Consider the following 16,909-nt stretch of genomic DNA (forward strand, 5'->3'; position numbering starts at 1 on the left):
CCTGGTGACCAGCCCGGCCGCCCTCTGGTTCCGAACGCCTCGGCGAACTCGGCGTCCGCGAACAACTCGTCACGGACCCGCATCGCCAACGGGTATGGTCCCCGTGCCGCCACAGCCCGCGCCACCTGCGCCGTCAGCTCAGGCACCTTTGGCCAAGGCCTCGGCCGCATCGACATTCCACACCCCACCCGCGACCGGGAACGCCAAGACGGCCACTGCTGTCCCGACCAACGAGCCGCCAGCCCCGCCGGGCTCGGAATAAGCCGGCAGGATCGGTGACACGGTTCTTACCGGCACGCGGGGTACTTCCCCGATCTCGACCTGCGTCCTGTGGACCGCATGTACTACATCCACCCGTACGTAACCTCGCACGCCTGCCAAGAGGAACTGAAGGAGGCCATCCAGGACGCTGCCGAGAGTATCGCGGCTGATGAGCTGCCTGAGATCACCGCCCCGCTGTACGAGACAGCGCCGCCCAAGCGCCAGCCCCAGGGACTATGGGCGGTGCGGGCCGGGCCGCCGGGTAGTTCCCTGCGGCGTCATGCAAATGCTGCACTGCACCCGGTCGCTGGGGCACTCGTCGGGCACTGTCACGTTTGGCTGACCGGGTGGGATGATCTTCTGGTTGATCATGGTGGAGGGGGTTGTCCGTGGGTAGCGCGCCGCCGTCGTACAAGGGGCACCGGTACCCGGCGGAAATCATCGCCCACTGCGTGTGGCTCTACCACCGCTTCCCGCTCAGCTTCCGCGAGGTCGAGGAGCTGATGCTCGAGCGCGGTGTCGTCGTCTCGTATGAGACCGTCCGGCGGTGGTGCGTCAGGTTCGGGCAGGGCTACGCAGGCGCGCTGCGCCGCCGCCGGCCCCGGCCTGGCGACAAGTGGCACCTGGACGAGGTCTTCATCAAGATCAACGGGGAGCTGAAGTACCTGTGGCGGGCCGTCGACCAGGACGGCAACGTCCTCGACATCCTTGTCCAGAACCGTCGCAACAAGGCCGCGGCTCGACGTTTCTTCCGCCGTCTGATGAAGAGGACCCGGGCGGTGCCGCGGGTGATCGTCACCGACAGGCTGCGTTCCTACGGCGCGGCCCACCGCGAGGTCATGCCCTCGGTCGAACACCGCTCACACAAGGGTCTGAACAACCGGGCGGAGAACAGTCATCAGCCCACCAGGCAGCGTGAACAGGCGATGAAAGGCTTCCGTAGTGTGGGCGCAGCGCAGCGGTTTCTGTCCGCGTTCAGCGGCATCTCACCGCACTTCCGGCCCCGCCGCCATCTGATGACAGCCTCCGGCTACCGATCCGAAATGACCATCCGCTTCGCGAGGGGACCAGGTCACCGGCATCGCGGGCCTGCCCGCCGAAGCCTGAGCACCGACCCGAGACCCGACCTCCGCCACGCCCTGACATGACGTCAGAAACCCACGCACTTAACAACGTGACAGCGCCTCGACGCGAGCTGGTACGCGGACCGCAACCCCCACGACCAGAGCTGACGACTCAACTACCAGCGCCTTGAGGGCAAGCAGGCCGGACAGATCGATGCCCTCCTGCCCAATATCAGCCTCTGACGATGCAGAAGGAATACCCAGCGGGATCGGTGAGCACCCACCGCCGGTCCTCATCCGGCTGGTGATCCGGCTTTAGCCCGCCCCCAGCTCCAGCAGCCGGGCCTCGGCGTCGTCCAAGTCACTCAACTTCACCTGCAGGGGCATGACACCTCCGTGGTCGACCAGCGGACTTTCGCGACGAACACCCTAGAGGCGGCTGCCTACGGTTGAGCGGGACGCCGACCGCCAACCTGTCCCACGCAACTGTAGGCACCGCAGGTCAGCGCCTTGCCCTGCCCACAGTTGTCTGGGAAAGGACAGGTTCCTCCAGGAGGAGCGGTGGCAGAAGGGAAAGCGACCTCGGCCGTACGACTGGCGCATGGTCACCCCGGCGGAAGCCGAGGCCTACCTCTCCGCGGGCCTGTACCGGTGGATCACCGCCGCGCTGGCCGCGCTCCACGAGGGCACGGGCACCGCGGGGCTGGAGGACGGCCACCCGCCCGGGAGCGGGACTACTCGTTAAGCCATGCCTGCATTGCGTCCTGCCCGGCCTGGCGGACGACCTCCTCAATCACGCCCGGGCCTTGGTTCGAGTCGGCCGGAGCCGGGCCGGGCACGGGGGCGGCAAGCCAGATGGGCGACCCACCGCGAGGGGCCATGGCCATCGGGAAGCGCAGGTCGCCGCACACCCAGAGGACTCCGACGCCGTCGGTCATGGACAGCCAGACCTCTTCCGGCATCTGACCGTCGAAGACGCGGACCACCGAACGGTCCGGGGCGAGGAGGAGTGTCCGTCGTTTGCGGGGTGTGGAAGTGTCACCGTCGATCTCCTCCACGCGGCAGGGCCAGGCCTGCCAGGGCTGTTCCTCGACGAGCTTCGCGACGGGGTCGGGGGTGTCGGCGCCGACGGCCCAGGTGATCAGGTCCTGCGTATCGGCCCGGGCCTCCTGTTGGCGAATTCGTCAGGCCATCACGGGCAGCGCTTCGAGGCGTGACGCCCGGGGGTCAGTAATCAGCCGAAATCACCAAAATACGCGCACCCAACTGGCTGAGCAGGGAGGCGAGTTGACGCCATCGCGTCGTGGCCTGCGACGCCGGTGCGTCGCCGTGCCCTGCGAGGGTCACCCGTGAGGGGGAGCCCCCTACTCGACCTCCTCACCCACCGCAGCCCCGCTGTTCGCGGGCCAGGCGACGACCACGGCCTCGGGCGCTCGCGCGGCGGCGCGCCCCCTTTTCCTCGCTCCGGCGGCGTGTTGGTGGGCCCGGCAGACGGTGGAGTCGATGTTGAGGTCCGTCGACCATGCCGAAGACGGCCGTCACCGCCTCGACATCCACGTCCTCGATCCCGTCGAATACCAGCGAGTCCCACAACGCTGCGTCGGCCTGCATGACCAGCACCATCACCGGCCACGGACTAGAACGGCCGAGGCCAGCAGTACCTGACGGGGCGTCACCACCGCTTCTCCGACAGCAAGGCGTACGCGGTCTCACACGAGGCCCACCCCACGCAATCGAACACCGCGGTATCCCTCCGCGACCGTCCCCAAGATCTGTGTCTGAGCCCGCTGACGGGCGCCCTAGCCAGGCGGCTTTGGCGCCAGACTCCTCCCATGTCTTGCAGTCGTTGCGATTGCCGGGCAGAGGGCGGCCAGACCCGGCATCGGCGACCGCGGAGAACGCCACCCGGTCCAACTCTGGCCCGCACTCCACACGCCGCCTGTCCACCCCGACATCACCGAAGCGGACCGTCAGGCGCGGGCCGACTGCGCCGCGGACATGGACATGCCCGTGGAGGACTCCACGGTCACACACACCAACTTGACCAAGATTGACCCCCGCGGTGCCGTGCCAAGGCCCTACGTAGTCAGATCATGAGGCGGGTTGCGTGCCGGGCCGCAGCGCGATCCACAGATCGTTGCTTTCTTGGATGACGTAGACCGCATCAGTCTTTGCTTTCCAGTCGGCGGGCACGACGTAGTAGCGACCGTGGCGTTCCAGGAGAAGCCTCAGGCCGGTATATCGGTACGGGAGAAGAAGGTTTTCACGGGGAAGCTTTTCTTCCTGGACTCCCGGCGGGGGGAGGCTCAGAGGCTTGGAGCTGAGGACAACTACGCTGGTCCAGTCCACGACATCGGCGGCGTGAGCCTTGGCATCTTCTTCGCCAAACTGCTGGGTGGCCTGGGTCAGTGCCCAGAACAGGAAGACTCCGGAGGCGAAGACGACTACGGCTCTGCGACGTAGTCCATCGGGGGGGTTGCCTCTGACGTTCCGGCTCTGTCCTAGCAGTAGCCCGGCCGCGATGGTGAGGGGTGCTGTCCACGCGTATGGCTGGATCTCCGACCAGAAGATCAACAGGAGCAATCCGGCCGCTGTGATCGCCGTGGAGAGCCAGGCCAGTGGAGTGGATGCTGCAGGTCTGGTGTGAGCGCGCCGGCTGGACCAGGACAGGAGCCTGGACAGTTGTGGGCCGGCCGCCACCACGATCAGGATGAGGACGGCAGCCACCAGGAACTGATACTTCAACAGCTGCAGACTCTGGAGTACCAACTCGGCGAAGCTGAAGTCAAGGGAGTAGAAGGAGAGGTGGAAGTAGCCGAAGTACTCGCTGGTGTAGATCGCTCCCAGGTAGAACATAAGCGCCGCGATAAAGGACGCCTGCGCAACAACCGTCTTGAGGAGCACCATCGGACTTGCCGGTGGAACTTGGTCCCTCTGCTGCTCCTCCGGCGAAAGATGCCGGCCCTCCGAGGACTCAGTCACGTGCTGCCAGGCGAAACGGGCTGAGGGGCGGCGGGATGGGACGGCGGGGAAGTGGTCGGCCGTGGAGCGGGAGACAGCGATGGCGCGAAGCCTGGGTGGGTGGTTGGGTCGCTGGTGCTGGCGGTGGGGGGAGGCAGCAGTGATGGGACCGCGTTCCCGCTCGGCGCCAATGAGGTCGGAGAGGACCCAGTTTCTGAAGCCGTCGCAGTGGCTGTCGGCCCCAATGAGGTCGGAGAGGACCCAGTTTCTGAAGCCGTCGCAGTGGCTGTCGGCCCCAATGAGGTCGAAGGTGACCCAGTGTCCGAGGCCAGCGCAGTCGGTGTGGTTGGCGAGTGGCTATTGTCCGGCTCGTCGGGGGAGGAGCGGGGGCAGGCAACTATGGTTGAAAGGCAGGCGGCAACGAAGAAGCTGAAAGTAATCGCCCGCCCATATTTGCCCGGCATATTTCCTCCTTGAGTGCGTGAGAGCGTAACGGCCCACATGCACGCAAGGCGGAAACCCATACCCAAACCCTCGCTACTTCCTTCGAGTGGCGGAGCAGCACCTATGGCAACCAGCGGTCCCGCCTGTGGGACGCGCGGGCCCCGGGGCTCAACTGGTAGTGCCGGTAACGGCAGGCGCCTGGCGGGTGCCTGCAGCCCCTTCGGGCGGCCTTCTGCGGGGCGAGCGATACGTCAAGCCCGTGAAGCGGAGCCCTCCCGTTCACCGAGGAACTTGTCGAGCAACTCCAAGAGCACCCTGAGGACGTGCACTTCTTGCTCGGGTGTGAGGTCCCATCCGCCCTCCCAGTCCGGAGGGCAATCTGCCGAATCTGGGCTTCCCAGACGAGGTTGCCGCTGACCTGGTGGTTCGCCATCAGCCACTCGCGCCAACCGTCCAGGCCCGGCCCGCCATGCCGGCGCGCAGCCTGGTCATAACCCACGATGAAGGCGGTCGCTCCGCTGAGTGTCGTGCGGCCGATGAACATGCCGGTCCGCTTGGCGAACTGGGCGAAGTACTCGCCCTCACTCATCTCGATCAGATTCGGATCCCCCGAATTCTGCAGCCTCGGCTGTCGACGTCGGTTGTCGGTCAGAGCTGACCGCTGATCCGCTGAGCCAGCCCTTCGAGGAACTCCTGAAGACTTGCAGTGGCAAGGTCGAATTGATCGAACCAGGAGGCGGTGGCGGACCTCCAAACCCGCCCGGAGCCTGCGAGCGCGAACAGATGGCCGCCGCCATCGCTGGCGAACACCAGGGCCGGCTCTTCCCCGTCGATCTGGATGGACCCGTACTCGCGGAAGTGGCTTGCGACCGTTGAGGGCGGGTGGATGAAATAGCCGCTGTCCACATCGGGTAGGGAGACCTCGTCGATCACCCAGTACATCGTGGTCAGGTCCGAGGGTATCGGCGTCAGTTCCACGAGCGTGTCCGTCGCCTGGTGACTCTCCTCCGTTGCGAGCGTGACCGCGTTCCTGCCGGGCGGGAAGCCGTGCCGCATCTGGAACGACAGCATCAGCTCGGTGAGTGCCGCACCCGCCTGCTCGGACCAAACCCGGACCCACTCAGCATCAAGCCGCTCATCAGCCACGGTCGACCTCTCCAGCCCCAGGGAACTCACCCTCCGCGAGCCCGGAAGAACATACCGGAGCGTTCACGCAACGCGGCCAGAGCCCTCGGAATGACTCATTCCCGACTGAGGAATCCCCGGACAGTTCCACATCCGCCGGACCCGGGCCACAAGGCGGGCGGCGGGGTCAACAACCGGAAGGACCGGGTGAAGACGAAACTCCACACCGCGGTCTGCGCCAACAAGGTCAGCCTCGCCGTCGCTCAGCGGGCGATCGTCACCGACTGGACGACTGCACTCAGGACGTTCGGCCTCGGCTGAGGCACGGCGCAGGGCGGTTGAGCAGGCAATCGCCCCGGCGGGGGGCGCCTTCAGCGGGAGACAGCGCGCCGGGGGCGCCTGGGTGACACCGTGGTCACAGGCCTGGGCCGTCGTCTATGCGACGCACAGGTCTTCTGCCGCGGTTTTCGGGAAGTATCCGGAGTAGGGCGGCCAGTGAGTCTGAACTCTCACTGGTGCGGGCCAGCTCCGCGCCAGTGTTAGCTGGCTGGCCTGGCCCTGCACCCTTTCGCGCAGCCGCTTCCAGATCGGCGGCCATTGCGGCTAGTTCGCGGGCCCTGTCTTCCAGCAACGACCAGTCACCGTCCTCGACCGCCTGGGCGCAGACTGCAACGCAGGTGAGCAGCGCGGCGTACGCAGAGGCGAGTTGCTGCTCCGCGGCTGTCGGGAGCATCCTGGCGCGCGGTACGGCGCTGCTCGGCAGCCTTGATCGCTTCCCGGAAACGCTCCACCTCGCGCAGCTCGGCAGCGCGCCCGGCCTGACCGCCCGGACTCGCTGTCTTACGCCGGGCTTTCGCCTTCTTGTCCTTCGGCCCGCCGTGGTCTTCGCTTGTCAGCTGGACGCGCTTGGAAGAACCGTCCCGACGCCGCTGCCTGTCTCCGCTGGTCATACCTGGCACGGTAATCGACCACTGTGCCGCCTAGACATCCCCCGGACGGCGTCGCCGAATACCTACTGCGTGGGCTGAACTCCGGTGGCGTGGCACAGGCGTTGAGGTCCATGTGTTCAACCAGTCAGAGATTGACCGGCCGTGCCGGGGGCTGCGACGGGCTCATGCCGGAGCGCGGAGCAAGAAAGCGGTGCGTCAGTGGAGCCTCTGGTGGCGTGACGCACCGCGTGAAGAGGACGGCAGCAGGTCAGGCCGGCGGCTGAGCTGTGGGCGGGGCCTGTTCGGCGGGCTGGTCCAGCTGCTGCTGGCGGCGCCGCTGTTCGTTGCGCAGGTCCTCGACTTGCTGGGTGAACGCGGCGAGCGCCTCGTGCTCCTGGTCCGGGGTGAACGCGGTACCGGCCGACTCCGAGGGTGAATGCGTTGGCTTCTTCCTCGATGGCGTCGGCGGTGTGCTGCAGGAAGTAGCTGCGCTCACGGTACTTGTAGTAGCCGGTGAAGGCCGCGGCCAGGGTGACGGCGAAGCCGATGATAACGAGGGTGATGTTCTGCCAGGTCAGCTGGCTGCCGGAGTCGAGAGCAGCGACGGTGGTGGTGCCAGAGCCGACCATGATGAGGGACTGCAGCATGTAGTGGACGCGCCGGTACCTGCGGCTGTCGGCCTGGTGCTGGTCGATGATCCCGGCGAGGTCTTCGCGATACAGGCTGCGCCGCTCCTTCAGTGACGGATAGACCAAGGCGCTGAGGAACTGCAGGGACTCCCGGTTCGTGCGGCAGTCCCTTCGCGCAGGTGTCGTGGTTGTCCCAGGACACGTACCGGCCGCCGCCTGCGGCGGCGTCGGTGAGGAAGCGGTCCACGATGCCGAGCTGGCTCAGGACCTCCGCGACTACCTCGATCCGGTGGCCGGCGGCCCGGTAGGCGAGGGAGGAGGCGCGGAAGTCGTCGGGGTCGGCGAGCGCGGACTCCACCACGGCGTCGAAGCGCCGGTCGTGGACGTGGGCTTCGACGGCTGCCTGCCAGCGCGCGGTGTCGGGGCGGATCAGGCCTCCGGCCGTACGGACGTCGGTGGCTAGAAGGCCGGGGTAGTGCCGGTGCGCGGGCTTGTAGAGGTCCCGGCCGACTCGCACGGCGCCGCCGCGCCGGTCCAGGACGGCCTGCACGAGGTCGGCAATCCCGGTCTTCCCGGCGCCCGGCGCTCAGCGACGCGCCGAGGGCCGCAAGAGCACCGGGCATTCGATGAAGGAACCGCCGATGCCACTCCCCTCAGCCCAAGGACGCCACTGGAGCCGGCGGAGCCGTGCGCTGCCCTGTCTCCTCACCGTCGTCGCCCTCGTCCTGGGCGCCGCACTGACCGGTCCCGCCCACGCCGCCGTCGCACTCGCACGCGTCGCCAACTACGGCTCCAACCCGGCGCGTTGCACATGCACGTGTACCGGCCGGCGTCCCTGCCCGCGAACCCGCCCGTGGTCGTCGGGCTGCACGTGTGCACCCAGAGCGCCCAGGTCTACGCGGACAACTCCGGGCCGCCCCAACTCGTCGACCGGGACAAGGTCCTGCTCGATGGCGCCGGCGCAGTCCGGCGGCAGATCGTCGCAGCCATGGTGCCCTGCCGCACGCTCCAGGATCTCCCCAGCGGAACGCGACCAACCTCGCACCAGCAGTCACGCATCTCTGCCCAGTCCACACCCCGGCATTGAACCTTCCCAAGGTGGCCAGGGGCGAGTCCGCATTCGTGACCGCACCCCCGCGTGACTCGCCGACATGCCCCAGTTCCGCTTCCGTACGCCCGGATGCGACGGGTGAGACGGAAGCGCATGGTGGTGTTAGGGGGCATCTCTCGCTGGAGGTAATGGCGATGGGGCATCCGCTCACTACTATGACTACTGCCGCAGTCCTACTGGTCTCCGTCGCCTCTGCGGGGGGCGTGGGGACCGCGGCCGAGGCACAGGCGACCAGGGCCTCTGCTCCGGCGACCCTGTGCACGTACCGTGACGCATTCCCGCCTGCCGGCGGCACCAACACCGGAGGCGCCCCGAAACGGTACCGGTATCCGGACAGCCCGTACGCCGGAGCCCGCTTCGACGGCTGCACCAACACGCTCAAGGTGTACTACGGCAGCTATTCCAGCCCCCGCTACGCCTACTACGAGGTCCGGTACACCGGTCCGTCACAGCTCGGCTGGTTCAGCTGGCAGATGCACATGGGGCCGAACAGGGTCGCGACGCTCCGCGCGCCCGCTCACGGCGACTGGAATTTCAAGGTGCGGGCCTGTGCGGCAACGATCGACGGCCCGGGTCCCGGCACCTGCACGGCGTGGTCGCCGCAGCTCTTCCTGCACGCCGTCTGAGCGCTCCGGAGCCTGCGTGGGCCCGCCCCAGGAGCTGTTCAGGCGATCAGGGTATACTGATCGTTTCAGAATGAATTGCATTGTGGGGCTTGGTAGTTGGGTGTTGTGTCGGCCGGATCTGTTGGGTGCCTGCTGATCTTGTGCCTGGTGACCTGTGGGAGCGTGTGGCCCCGTTGTTGCCGACTCGTCCGGTCAGGCGGCATCGGTATCCTGGGCGGTTGCCTGCGGATGACCGGGCTGCGCTGCGTGGCATCGTCTACGTGCTGTGCAGGGGCGTGAGCTGGCGGGACGTTCCCGCGGAACAGGTCGGCAGCAGCGGCGTGACGGCCTGGCGGCGTCTGCGGGACTGGACCGAAGCGGGCGTCTGGCCGCAGCTGCACGAGGTGCTGCTGGCCGGGGCCGCGGGCTTGTTGGACATGGGCGACGCTGCGATCGACGGCTTGCACGTCTGGGCGCTGAAAGGGGGGCTCACACCGGACCTTCGCCGGTCGACCGGGCCCGGCCTGGCAGCAAGCACCACTTGATCGTCGATCGGCATGGCACTCCCTTGGTCGTCTCGCTGACCAGTGGGAATTGTCACGATGTCACTCAGCTGATGCCCCGCTGATGGACGCGATACCCCGCATCCGCGGGGCGTGCGGGCGGCCGCGTCACCGGCCAGGCCGGCTGTTCGCCGACTGCGGCTACGACTACGACAAGTACCGCCGACTGCTCCGGGCCCGCGGCATCACACCGAAGTTCGCCCGGAAAGGCACCGTCCACGGATCCGGACTGGGGAAGACCCGCTGGGTCGTCGAGCGGACCTTGTGCGCCATGAGGCGCTCTTGCAGATCGTCGCAACGGCGCTGTGTGTCCTACGCGAGCAGCCTGAACCGCTCACGCTGTAGTCACTGGAGAGCCGGAGGATGGGAATCCGTCACGTCCGGTTCGGCGGGAGGCCGCGCGGAACAGGACCTGCCACGGCAGACACCTCACCGCGCGGCCGACCCATCCGCCTGGCTCCACCAGTTCAAACGCCTCCGGATCCGCTACGAGATACGCGCCGACCTCCACCTCGCACTGCTCCAACTCGCCTGCAGCATCATCTGCTTGAGACGACTCCGAACTCGGGCGCAGCCTGGAAGTCGTAGCCGAGTCCGTCGAAGGTGGTCATGTGTGGGTCGCCGTTGCTGCCCGCACATCCGTGTGCGGGACAGTCGGTGCCCGTCGACCTGTGCTTCCCGGGGAACGGGCGGGGTCTTCTTCGGGGGCTCAGCAGTCGTCCACGGAGTCTGGCAGCTGCGCTGGGCCGGACTCGGTACCGTACGTGGTACGTACGGGCAGGCCCCGGTACGTGCGGTACGCGTTCTCCGCGAAGACGGCTACGACCTCATCGGTCTGTATGCGGGGGGCTGCACGGCACGGGTTGAGGTTGAGGGTGCCTCGAGACATGTCCCGTGCGTGAGCCATCTCGTGATACAGCTGCGCGCAAGGTTCCTTCGGGGTGCCGTCGCTCAGCGGCCGGGTGTTTTCGCTGTTCCACGCGATGACGCTGCCGGTGCCCGACCCGTTCGTCGCCTTGTCCCAAGCGTCGTCGGCGGGCCTCGTGAAGGTGTCGCCCGGGTTCTGCGGCGTGCCGTTGTTGAGGACGATCTGCACCTTGTTGGGGGAGAACTCGAGGTCCCGCACGATACCGAGGGGGTCGCCGCTGCCGTCCTCGGCCCGGTAGGTGTTCATGCACCTGGCGAAAGCCGAGGCCGCGGCGGGGTCCACGCTGATCACGGCTTGGGCTTGTGGGGCGGTACCCAGAATCAGGGCGGCGGCGGAGAGGACCGTCAGCAGCGCGAGGCCCGCTGATGTGGGGGGTCTGTGCCGGGAACGGAACCAAGGGACGGGCGCCACGCACGCCACCGCTACCCCATCCAGCACTATCCCGGCCGCCAGCAGAACCGACGCAACGGCTACAGCACCATGACGCTTGAGGGCGCTCCCCATGGCTTGGCTCTCCTTTGGCATCCGAGGTCAGGACGACGACTATCAAGATCCCTGCTCTGGGGCGTGGCTGTGCTGGGTGCTGCCTCCAGGGGCTGACCGCACCACAGCGGCCCCTCCGCGCGAATCAGGCGCCCACGACCGCGAGGACCGTCATGACGTAGGGGATGGCGTCCTTCGCCACCTGGATTGTGCCGCCAATGTCGAGACTGGATTGAGGGGAGCAGTACGCCCTGTAGCCCGAGGCCGCGTCCCACGCCGTGGGCAGAGTCTGCAGCCGCCCAGGCTTCTGCCAGTTGAAGTCGCGGGACGGGCCGAAGATTGCGCCCATGGATCCCCTGACATCGAAGATGTAGGTATCGCCCGTATTGAAGCGGACAACACAGGCCTCACTGAAGTTGTATCCGATGCCGCCTGAGTTGCGCACGTGTCCGGTCCAGTTATACGTCCCGTTGGAGTGCAGGGTCAGTTCTGACCAGCCGCCGACCGGGACACCGCCATTGAATCTGATGTCGCGGCTGACGTTGAAGGTGTCGGTGTATTGAAGGAGGGTGACCGACCCCGTGGGTGCCGTGTGGGCAGCTGGCCGCGCGGCATACCCTGCCGCAGCTGGGGTGGCCGGCTTCGTCGACAGGCCTGGATCGGCCGCGGCCGCCGTGGCTGGCAGGACGATGCTCCCTGCCAGCAGCACTGAGGCAAGGGCCGTTGCGCCATAACGCTTGCGAATGCTCACCATGGCTACGTACTCCCTATAACTCCTGGATGCCTGACCGAGCTTGCGCCACCCGGAAGGGCGGCTGTCCGGCTCGAAGGAACCGACGCGCCTCATTCGCACCATCGATCTAATCGCTGATCAGCGGTCCGGTATCTTCTAGTGAGACCCAGGTCGTGGAAGATCGATCCGACGTAGAGAAGTTCCGGAACGGGCTTCAGACCGCGTTGTAGACCTTGCAACGTCCCGAACGGGTAAACCCTGCGCGAGTGGTCGAACAGCAGCGGCGGCTCCGCTTCGCGAACCAGTTCCGTGGCCTCCGCCGCCATTCGCGTATCGGGGATTCCGTGCCCGCGATCGCCTCAGTCATACCCGTCCGCAACGCTTGGACGCGCGATGCTTCTACGGAGCCATCGGGGGTGTTGGTTCGGGTCGGCGGTAAGCGCGGGTGCTCACCATCAGTACGTCCTACCAGTCAGCATTTCACCATTGTCAGTGCCTGTCCTGTCGAGTCGGCCCAACGTCGCTTCGGGTGAGCGCGCACGATCGTGGAGTCCACCGAAACGGCCCAGTTGATGTCCTCGTCCGCGTCGGCCTGGGCCATCAGCGCGGTGAACACCCGCTCCCAGGTGCCGTCGGCGGCCCACATCGGCAATCGGTTGTAGACGTCCCGTCAGCTGCCGTACTTCTCCGGCAGGTGCACCCACTGCGTTCCGGTCTGGAACTTGAAGGCGATCGCATCGATCACCTCACGGTGATTACGCCAGCGGCCACCCCGCTTCGGCGTCCGGTCGGGAAGCAACGGCTCGATCAGCGCCCACTGCGCGTCAGTCAATGGCACACACGGACCAACGATCCGATGAGGGGTCGGAAGGGCAACGGACCGTACTGGCAGCCAAGTTCAGGGCGATTCTCACGCACCTCGATGAGTAGCAGCGTCGCCTGTTGATAAGGGCGGAGGCCCAGTCCCTCGGTCACGGCGGGATCAGAGGGGTCGCCCGCGGCGCCGGTGTCCGGGAGGCCACGGTGTCTGTCGGAATGCGGGAACTCGACTCTGGAGAGGCCCCGTCGGGACGCATCCGCCGGCCCGGCGGTCCGTGCCCGCCTGTATCACCTGCTCTGGAAAGCCCGGCACAGCCAGCGTCCGAGTAGAGCAGCTTCTCGGACGGCATGACGCATTGCGAGGTCGTTGGTGTGTGGCGACATGACAGCCCTTCGGCGGCGTGAATGACCGGGCAGCGGCCGACTGACGGGAAGCGCGCTGAGACGAGGAACCGCAGGGGACCAGGTATCGCACCCTTGAGGCCAACCGCCTGTCCGCCCGGGCGGACAGCAGGCCTTCGGGCTGTCCCAGCCAGTACTCCCGCCCGGGAGATAGCATCAACTGGCAGGAGCAGCTGGACAAACTCCGCCCGATCGTGGCGTGCAACCCGGGGACGTAGGCATGGCATGCGTGCATTGCCCATACCTCCGCGCCGAGATATGCCTCGCTCCAGTGACGATCCCAACGGGATCGGGCGGCCTCGTCTTTGGCAGCAATCCGGAGATAGCCGCGCTTCTCAAGACTCAAGCCGACGGGCGAAGGGCGCTTGTCGAACCGCCGTGCCCCTAGAGTGATTTGTTGGATCGCCGACGGTAATGTGAAGATCCGGGCAGGGGGGCCTACTTCCGTAGCGTTGGTCCCTGGTGATTGTTGGCCATCTCTATGCTGTGGGTCCAGAGCTCCGGTTGCATGCACTGAGCGTCGGGTGTGTCCTGGAATTATGTGGATTGGCGGCCTCGCCGTTCCGTTCGATGCAGGTTTCGCATTCAGCATCCTTGCCGCTGAGATTGCAGGGACGTACCTGTGCAGAAGGGCCGGGCCCCTATGGTTACTGGGCCAAGAAGAGTTCACTGGCCCCTTTCTCTGCGTTAGAAGGAGCCGTCATGATGAGAAGACGTCATTTCGCACTGCCGCTTGCGACGGTGGTGATAACTGTGGCGGTCACCACGGCCATCCCGGTTCCGGCGCAAGCCGCGCCGAATGCGCTGCCGACATGCTCCGGCGCGTCGTGCAATGGACTCGATCCCAAACGGACTGGCTGTAGCGCGGATGCCCGGGCGGTTTATGACGAAATATTCCAGGGCCGCGTGATCCGGTTGAGGTATAGCCGAGCCTGCCGAGCGGTCTGGGCGCAGCTCTGGTACGGGAAGCCGGGCGATAAGGCGATAGCACAGGGTGATGACGGGAACTCCCAGAGCGAGGTGATTTCATCGGACAACGGTTACACGCTGATGGTGAACGACCTGGGTGTGACGGCCAGGGCGTGCGTCGAGATCGGGGCCCCTGCCATGAAGTGCACGGGCTATTGGTAGCTCTCCCGTGAGAAGTCCGGAGGGCGTGCCCCAGGCTACTCACCTTGATTGGGTGATGTCGGGCTGTTCGCCTGAAAGTGTCTGGAGTGGGTGTGTAGTTGTGGGTCGTGAGATACGCGCAGGGTGGTGGTTTGACCGACGCCAAGAGGGCTGCGAGGGAGCGAGTGCGGCTGGAGGCAGTCGGTCGCTTCGAGTGTGGTGCGAGGAGCAGGGATGTCGCTGAGGTTGATCCCCGGGGGTGGACACCGGGTTTCATGCGACGAGTGACAGCGTATGTGACGTGATCAATTGCTGTTTGTATTCGGCTGGCGTGAGGTAGCCGAGGGCGGAGTGGCGGCGGCGCCGGTTGTAGTACGACAGCCACCTGAACAGCTCCAGCCGTGTCTGCGCCTTCGAGGTCCAGCGCCTTCCGTGCAGCAACTCGCGCTTGAGGCCCTGGAAGAACGATTCGGCGAGGGCGTTGGTGTGTCCAGAAGGTGATTGTGAGGTTCTGATGTAGAAGACGGAAACGAACAGTCGCCATGCTGTTGTGGAGATGAAGGTAGATCCTTCGACATCGGCATGCAGGTGCAGGTGTCAAACCACCATGAGCTGCTGCGGTGAATGAGCCGTGGTAGTGAGCGTCATGGAAAAGCCGTACTGAATACGGCAGGTGGGGGCTGAGAAGGCGAACGCAAGTGAACCGCTGATGACGTGTCGTAAAGCTTAGATGACATCAAAACCAGGGCCTCAATGCTGTCCTGGAACAAGCCAGACGGGAACCTGTCTACTGGTCTGGCGGTGTTCGGCATGAAGGTGGCGCGAGCTCAGTCCGGGCTTCACAACGGAACTGGAGAACTCCTCGACGCGAAACCGCGATCCACGGGTTGACGTGGCTTGCGAGAGGGAGAGGCGCAAGTGGCGAAGAGCCATGAGAGCCGGAGTACCGGTCGCGCGTCGGGAGGGCGGAACGTCCCGTAGTAGTGATGAAACCTCCGTAATAGAGGCGGAGCGAAGGGGACGTGTTGTTGGGTGTCGATCGGCGATCAACCAGAGATGGGAGGAATCGGATGGTCGAGACGAGATCAGCGAGCAAGCCGTTTGATATTCCGAAGCGGCTGATCTGGAACGCATACCTGAAGGTCAAGGCCAACAGGGGAGCGGCTGGGGTGGGCGGGCAGTCGTTAGCGGAGTTTGAGCAGGATGAGAAGAACAACCTGTACAAGCTGTGGAATCGACTCTCCTCGGGAAGCTACTTCCCACCACCCGTGAGAGCGGTTGACATTGCCAAAGCCGGCGGTGGGACTCGGAGCCTTGGGGTTCCGACCGTGGCCGACAGGATCGCCCAAACGGTAGTGGCCATGACATTGGAGCCAGATGTGGAGCAGATCTTCCATCGGGATTCGTATGGCTATCGCCCGAGGCGGTCCGCGCTGGATGCGGTGGAGATGTGCAAGCAGCGGTGCTGGAGGCATTCTTGGGTGATCGACCTCGACATCCAGGGATTCTTCGACAACGTGCCGCACGCCCCGATCATCGCGGCAGTGGAAAGGCACACCAATCTCTCGTGGGTTCTGTTGTATGTGAAGCGATGGCTTGTCGCCCCCGTGCAACAGCCCGACGGAACGCTCGTCAGACGGGAAAAGGGAACCCCTCAAGGATCTTCCATTTCACCGTTGTTGTCGAATCTGTTCATGCACTACGCCTTCGACGCGTGGTTGGCTCGGGAGTACCCGGCGATCAGGTTCGAGCGGTACGGCGACGATGCTGTGGTGCACTGCGTCAGTGAGAAGCAGGCGAACTTCGTCCGCAACATCATCGAGCGCAGGTTGCTGCAGTTCGGATTACGTCTCCATCCGGAGAAAACCAGGGTGGTGTACTGCAAACAGGAAGGTCGTGAACGGGAGTTCCCAGTCACGGAGTTCACGTTCCTGGGGTACACCTTCCGTCCTCGGGCGGCCCGCTTGCGGGATGGGAGGCTGAAGACCGGCTTCCTTCCCACAGTGAGCGAAACAGCCATGAAGTCCATGGCGAGGACTGTCCGGAGCTGGCGACTGGGTCGCTGTACCGAGCTGAGCTTTCGGGAGATCGCCGCGATGATCAACCTCGTCGTGGCGGGATGGATCAACTACTATGGGCGCTTCTACAAGTCCAGATTGATCAGGTTTCTGGAACAGCAGATCAACCCGTTCCTGGTGAAATGGGCCCGGAGGAAGTACAAACGGTATCGCCATGCCTCAAGGAAAGCCCGGAGAAGACTGGCTGAGATCGCCTCAGCATTCCCGGGCATGTTCGCCCACTGGAAGCATGGCGCGTTGCCCACTGGTTCAACAATGGGAGCCGTGTGAGTCGCGAGGTTCACGCACGGTTCTGAGAGCGGCGGTGGGTGAGATTCCCGCCGCCGACTCACCTCGTAACTTGAGCCGACGCGGCCCATGCTGCGGCGGATGCCGTGCCGGCGGCAGACCTCGGCGAAGGCGGCCGATCCATATTGCGCGCCCCTGTCCGTGTGAAAGACGACGCCGTGGACCGGGCCTCCGCGGGCAGCCACGGCCATCTCGATCGCGTCGGTGACCAGCGAGGTGCGCATGTGGTCCGCGATCGACCAGCCGATCACGCGCCGCGAGCAGATGTCGATGACCGTGGTGAGATACAGCCAGGTCGAGCCGACGGCGACGTACGTGATGTCGCCGCACCACTTGGTGTTGAGCATGTCCGCCGTGAAGTCACGCATCACCAGGT

The 16,909-nt window shown here is 65.6% G+C and carries 15 protein-coding genes and 7 pseudogenes; 9 read left to right on the forward strand and 13 right to left on the reverse strand.

Annotated elements, in window-relative coordinates; genetic code table 11:
• The first annotated feature begins 650 nt into the window (after window positions 1-650).
• The gene (locus tag ACFVWD_RS53165; protein WP_389605960.1) at window positions 651-1,409 is read left to right on the forward strand and encodes an IS6 family transposase; all 759 of its coding nucleotides are present in this window, start codon (window positions 651-653) and stop codon (window positions 1,407-1,409) included.
• 148 nt (window positions 1,410-1,557) lie between these two features.
• Here the strand turns inward: ACFVWD_RS53165 and ACFVWD_RS53170 are convergent.
• Window positions 1,558-1,688: pseudogene (locus tag ACFVWD_RS53170) on the reverse strand (VOC family protein); the annotation flags it as partial.
• Window positions 1,689-1,926: 238 nt separating this feature from the next.
• Between ACFVWD_RS53170 and ACFVWD_RS53175 the strand changes: the two are divergent.
• A complete protein-coding gene (locus tag ACFVWD_RS53175) occupies window positions 1,927-2,070 on the forward strand; it encodes a hypothetical protein (protein WP_389605962.1) in 144 nt (47 codons plus the stop codon).
• Here ACFVWD_RS53175 and ACFVWD_RS53180 read toward each other — a convergent pair.
• From ACFVWD_RS53180 to ACFVWD_RS53205, 6 genes and pseudogenes are all read right to left on the reverse strand, one after another.
• Window positions 2,060-2,383 carry a hypothetical protein gene (locus tag ACFVWD_RS53180; RefSeq protein ID WP_389605964.1) on the reverse strand — a complete coding sequence of 108 codons (324 nt, stop codon included), beginning with the start codon at window positions 2,381-2,383 and terminating at the stop codon, window positions 2,060-2,062. The two genes, ACFVWD_RS53175 and ACFVWD_RS53180, sit on opposite strands and share 11 nt — an antisense overlap.
• Window positions 2,384-2,702: 319 nt before the next feature.
• Window positions 2,703-2,951, reverse strand: coding sequence for a hypothetical protein (locus ACFVWD_RS53185; protein ID WP_389605986.1), 249 nt, complete (start codon window positions 2,949-2,951; stop codon window positions 2,703-2,705).
• Window positions 2,952-3,416: 465 nt separating this feature from the next.
• Entirely contained in the window at window positions 3,417-4,232 is an 816-nt protein-coding gene (locus ACFVWD_RS53190) for a hypothetical protein (RefSeq protein ID WP_389605966.1), read from the reverse strand.
• Between the two features lie 1,146 nt (window positions 4,233-5,378).
• A complete protein-coding gene (locus ACFVWD_RS53195) occupies window positions 5,379-5,876 on the reverse strand; it encodes a hypothetical protein (RefSeq protein WP_389605967.1) in 498 nt (165 codons plus the stop codon).
• 1,045 nt (window positions 5,877-6,921) lie between these two features.
• On the reverse strand, window positions 6,922-7,539 hold the full coding sequence (locus ACFVWD_RS53200; protein WP_389605969.1) for a DUF4231 domain-containing protein: 618 nt from the start codon (window positions 7,537-7,539) through the stop codon (window positions 6,922-6,924).
• A gap of 94 nt (window positions 7,540-7,633) precedes the next feature.
• Window positions 7,634-7,963 (reverse strand): annotated as a pseudogene (locus tag ACFVWD_RS53205) (zeta toxin family protein); the annotation flags it as partial.
• A gap of 255 nt (window positions 7,964-8,218) precedes the next feature.
• Here ACFVWD_RS53205 and ACFVWD_RS53210 point away from each other — a divergent pair.
• The 4 genes and pseudogenes from ACFVWD_RS53210 to ACFVWD_RS53225 all read left to right on the forward strand — a co-directional run.
• Window positions 8,219-8,500, forward strand: a complete 282-nt coding sequence (locus tag ACFVWD_RS53210) for a hypothetical protein (protein WP_389605971.1) — start codon at window positions 8,219-8,221, stop codon at window positions 8,498-8,500.
• Window positions 8,501-8,679: 179 nt separating this feature from the next.
• A complete protein-coding gene (locus tag ACFVWD_RS53215) occupies window positions 8,680-9,150 on the forward strand; it encodes a hypothetical protein (protein WP_389605972.1) in 471 nt (156 codons plus the stop codon).
• A 125-nt stretch (window positions 9,151-9,275) separates the two neighbouring features.
• Window positions 9,276-9,957, forward strand: a pseudogene (locus ACFVWD_RS53220) (IS5 family transposase); the annotation flags it as partial.
• 186 nt (window positions 9,958-10,143) lie between these two features.
• Window positions 10,144-10,257, forward strand: a pseudogene (locus tag ACFVWD_RS53225) (IS5/IS1182 family transposase); the annotation flags it as partial.
• Window positions 10,258-10,401: 144 nt separating this feature from the next.
• Here the strand turns inward: ACFVWD_RS53225 and ACFVWD_RS53230 are convergent.
• From ACFVWD_RS53230 to ACFVWD_RS53245, 4 genes are all read right to left on the reverse strand, one after another.
• A complete protein-coding gene (locus tag ACFVWD_RS53230; protein WP_389605974.1) occupies window positions 10,402-10,866 on the reverse strand; it encodes a M91 family zinc metallopeptidase in 465 nt (154 codons plus the stop codon).
• A 382-nt stretch (window positions 10,867-11,248) separates the two neighbouring features.
• The gene (locus ACFVWD_RS53235) at window positions 11,249-11,857 is read right to left on the reverse strand and encodes a hypothetical protein (RefSeq protein WP_389605976.1); all 609 of its coding nucleotides are present in this window, start codon (window positions 11,855-11,857) and stop codon (window positions 11,249-11,251) included.
• Between the two features lie 451 nt (window positions 11,858-12,308).
• Window positions 12,309-12,482 carry a hypothetical protein gene (locus ACFVWD_RS53240; protein WP_389605978.1) on the reverse strand — a complete coding sequence of 58 codons (174 nt, stop codon included), beginning with the start codon at window positions 12,480-12,482 and terminating at the stop codon, window positions 12,309-12,311.
• A gap of 24 nt (window positions 12,483-12,506) precedes the next feature.
• On the reverse strand, window positions 12,507-12,668 hold the full coding sequence (locus tag ACFVWD_RS53245) for a transposase (protein ID WP_389605980.1): 162 nt from the start codon (window positions 12,666-12,668) through the stop codon (window positions 12,507-12,509).
• Window positions 12,669-12,775: 107 nt separating this feature from the next.
• On the opposite strand from ACFVWD_RS53245, the pseudogene ACFVWD_RS53250 reads away from it, so the two are divergent.
• A pseudogene (locus ACFVWD_RS53250) lies at window positions 12,776-12,973 on the forward strand (ISAzo13 family transposase); the annotation flags it as partial.
• A gap of 789 nt (window positions 12,974-13,762) precedes the next feature.
• A complete protein-coding gene (locus ACFVWD_RS53255; protein ID WP_389605984.1) occupies window positions 13,763-14,188 on the forward strand; it encodes a DUF2690 domain-containing protein in 426 nt (141 codons plus the stop codon).
• 252 nt (window positions 14,189-14,440) lie between these two features.
• On the opposite strand, the pseudogene ACFVWD_RS53260 reads toward ACFVWD_RS53255, so the two are convergent.
• Window positions 14,441-14,662: pseudogene (locus ACFVWD_RS53260) on the reverse strand (integrase core domain-containing protein); the annotation flags it as partial.
• A 575-nt stretch (window positions 14,663-15,237) separates the two neighbouring features.
• Here ACFVWD_RS53260 and ltrA point away from each other — a divergent pair.
• Window positions 15,238-16,515 (forward strand): group II intron reverse transcriptase/maturase, encoded by a 1,278-nt coding sequence (gene ltrA / locus ACFVWD_RS53265; RefSeq protein ID WP_389605982.1) that lies wholly within the window; start codon window positions 15,238-15,240, stop codon window positions 16,513-16,515.
• Window positions 16,516-16,577: 62 nt separating this feature from the next.
• Here ltrA and ACFVWD_RS53270 read toward each other — a convergent pair.
• Window positions 16,578-16,909 (reverse strand): annotated as a pseudogene (locus tag ACFVWD_RS53270) (DDE-type integrase/transposase/recombinase); the annotation flags it as partial.

Origin of the sequence: Streptomyces sp. NPDC058086 (assembly GCF_042885015.1) — a bacterium.
In the GTDB taxonomy this organism is placed as follows: Bacteria; Actinomycetota; Actinomycetes; order Streptomycetales; family Streptomycetaceae; genus Streptomyces.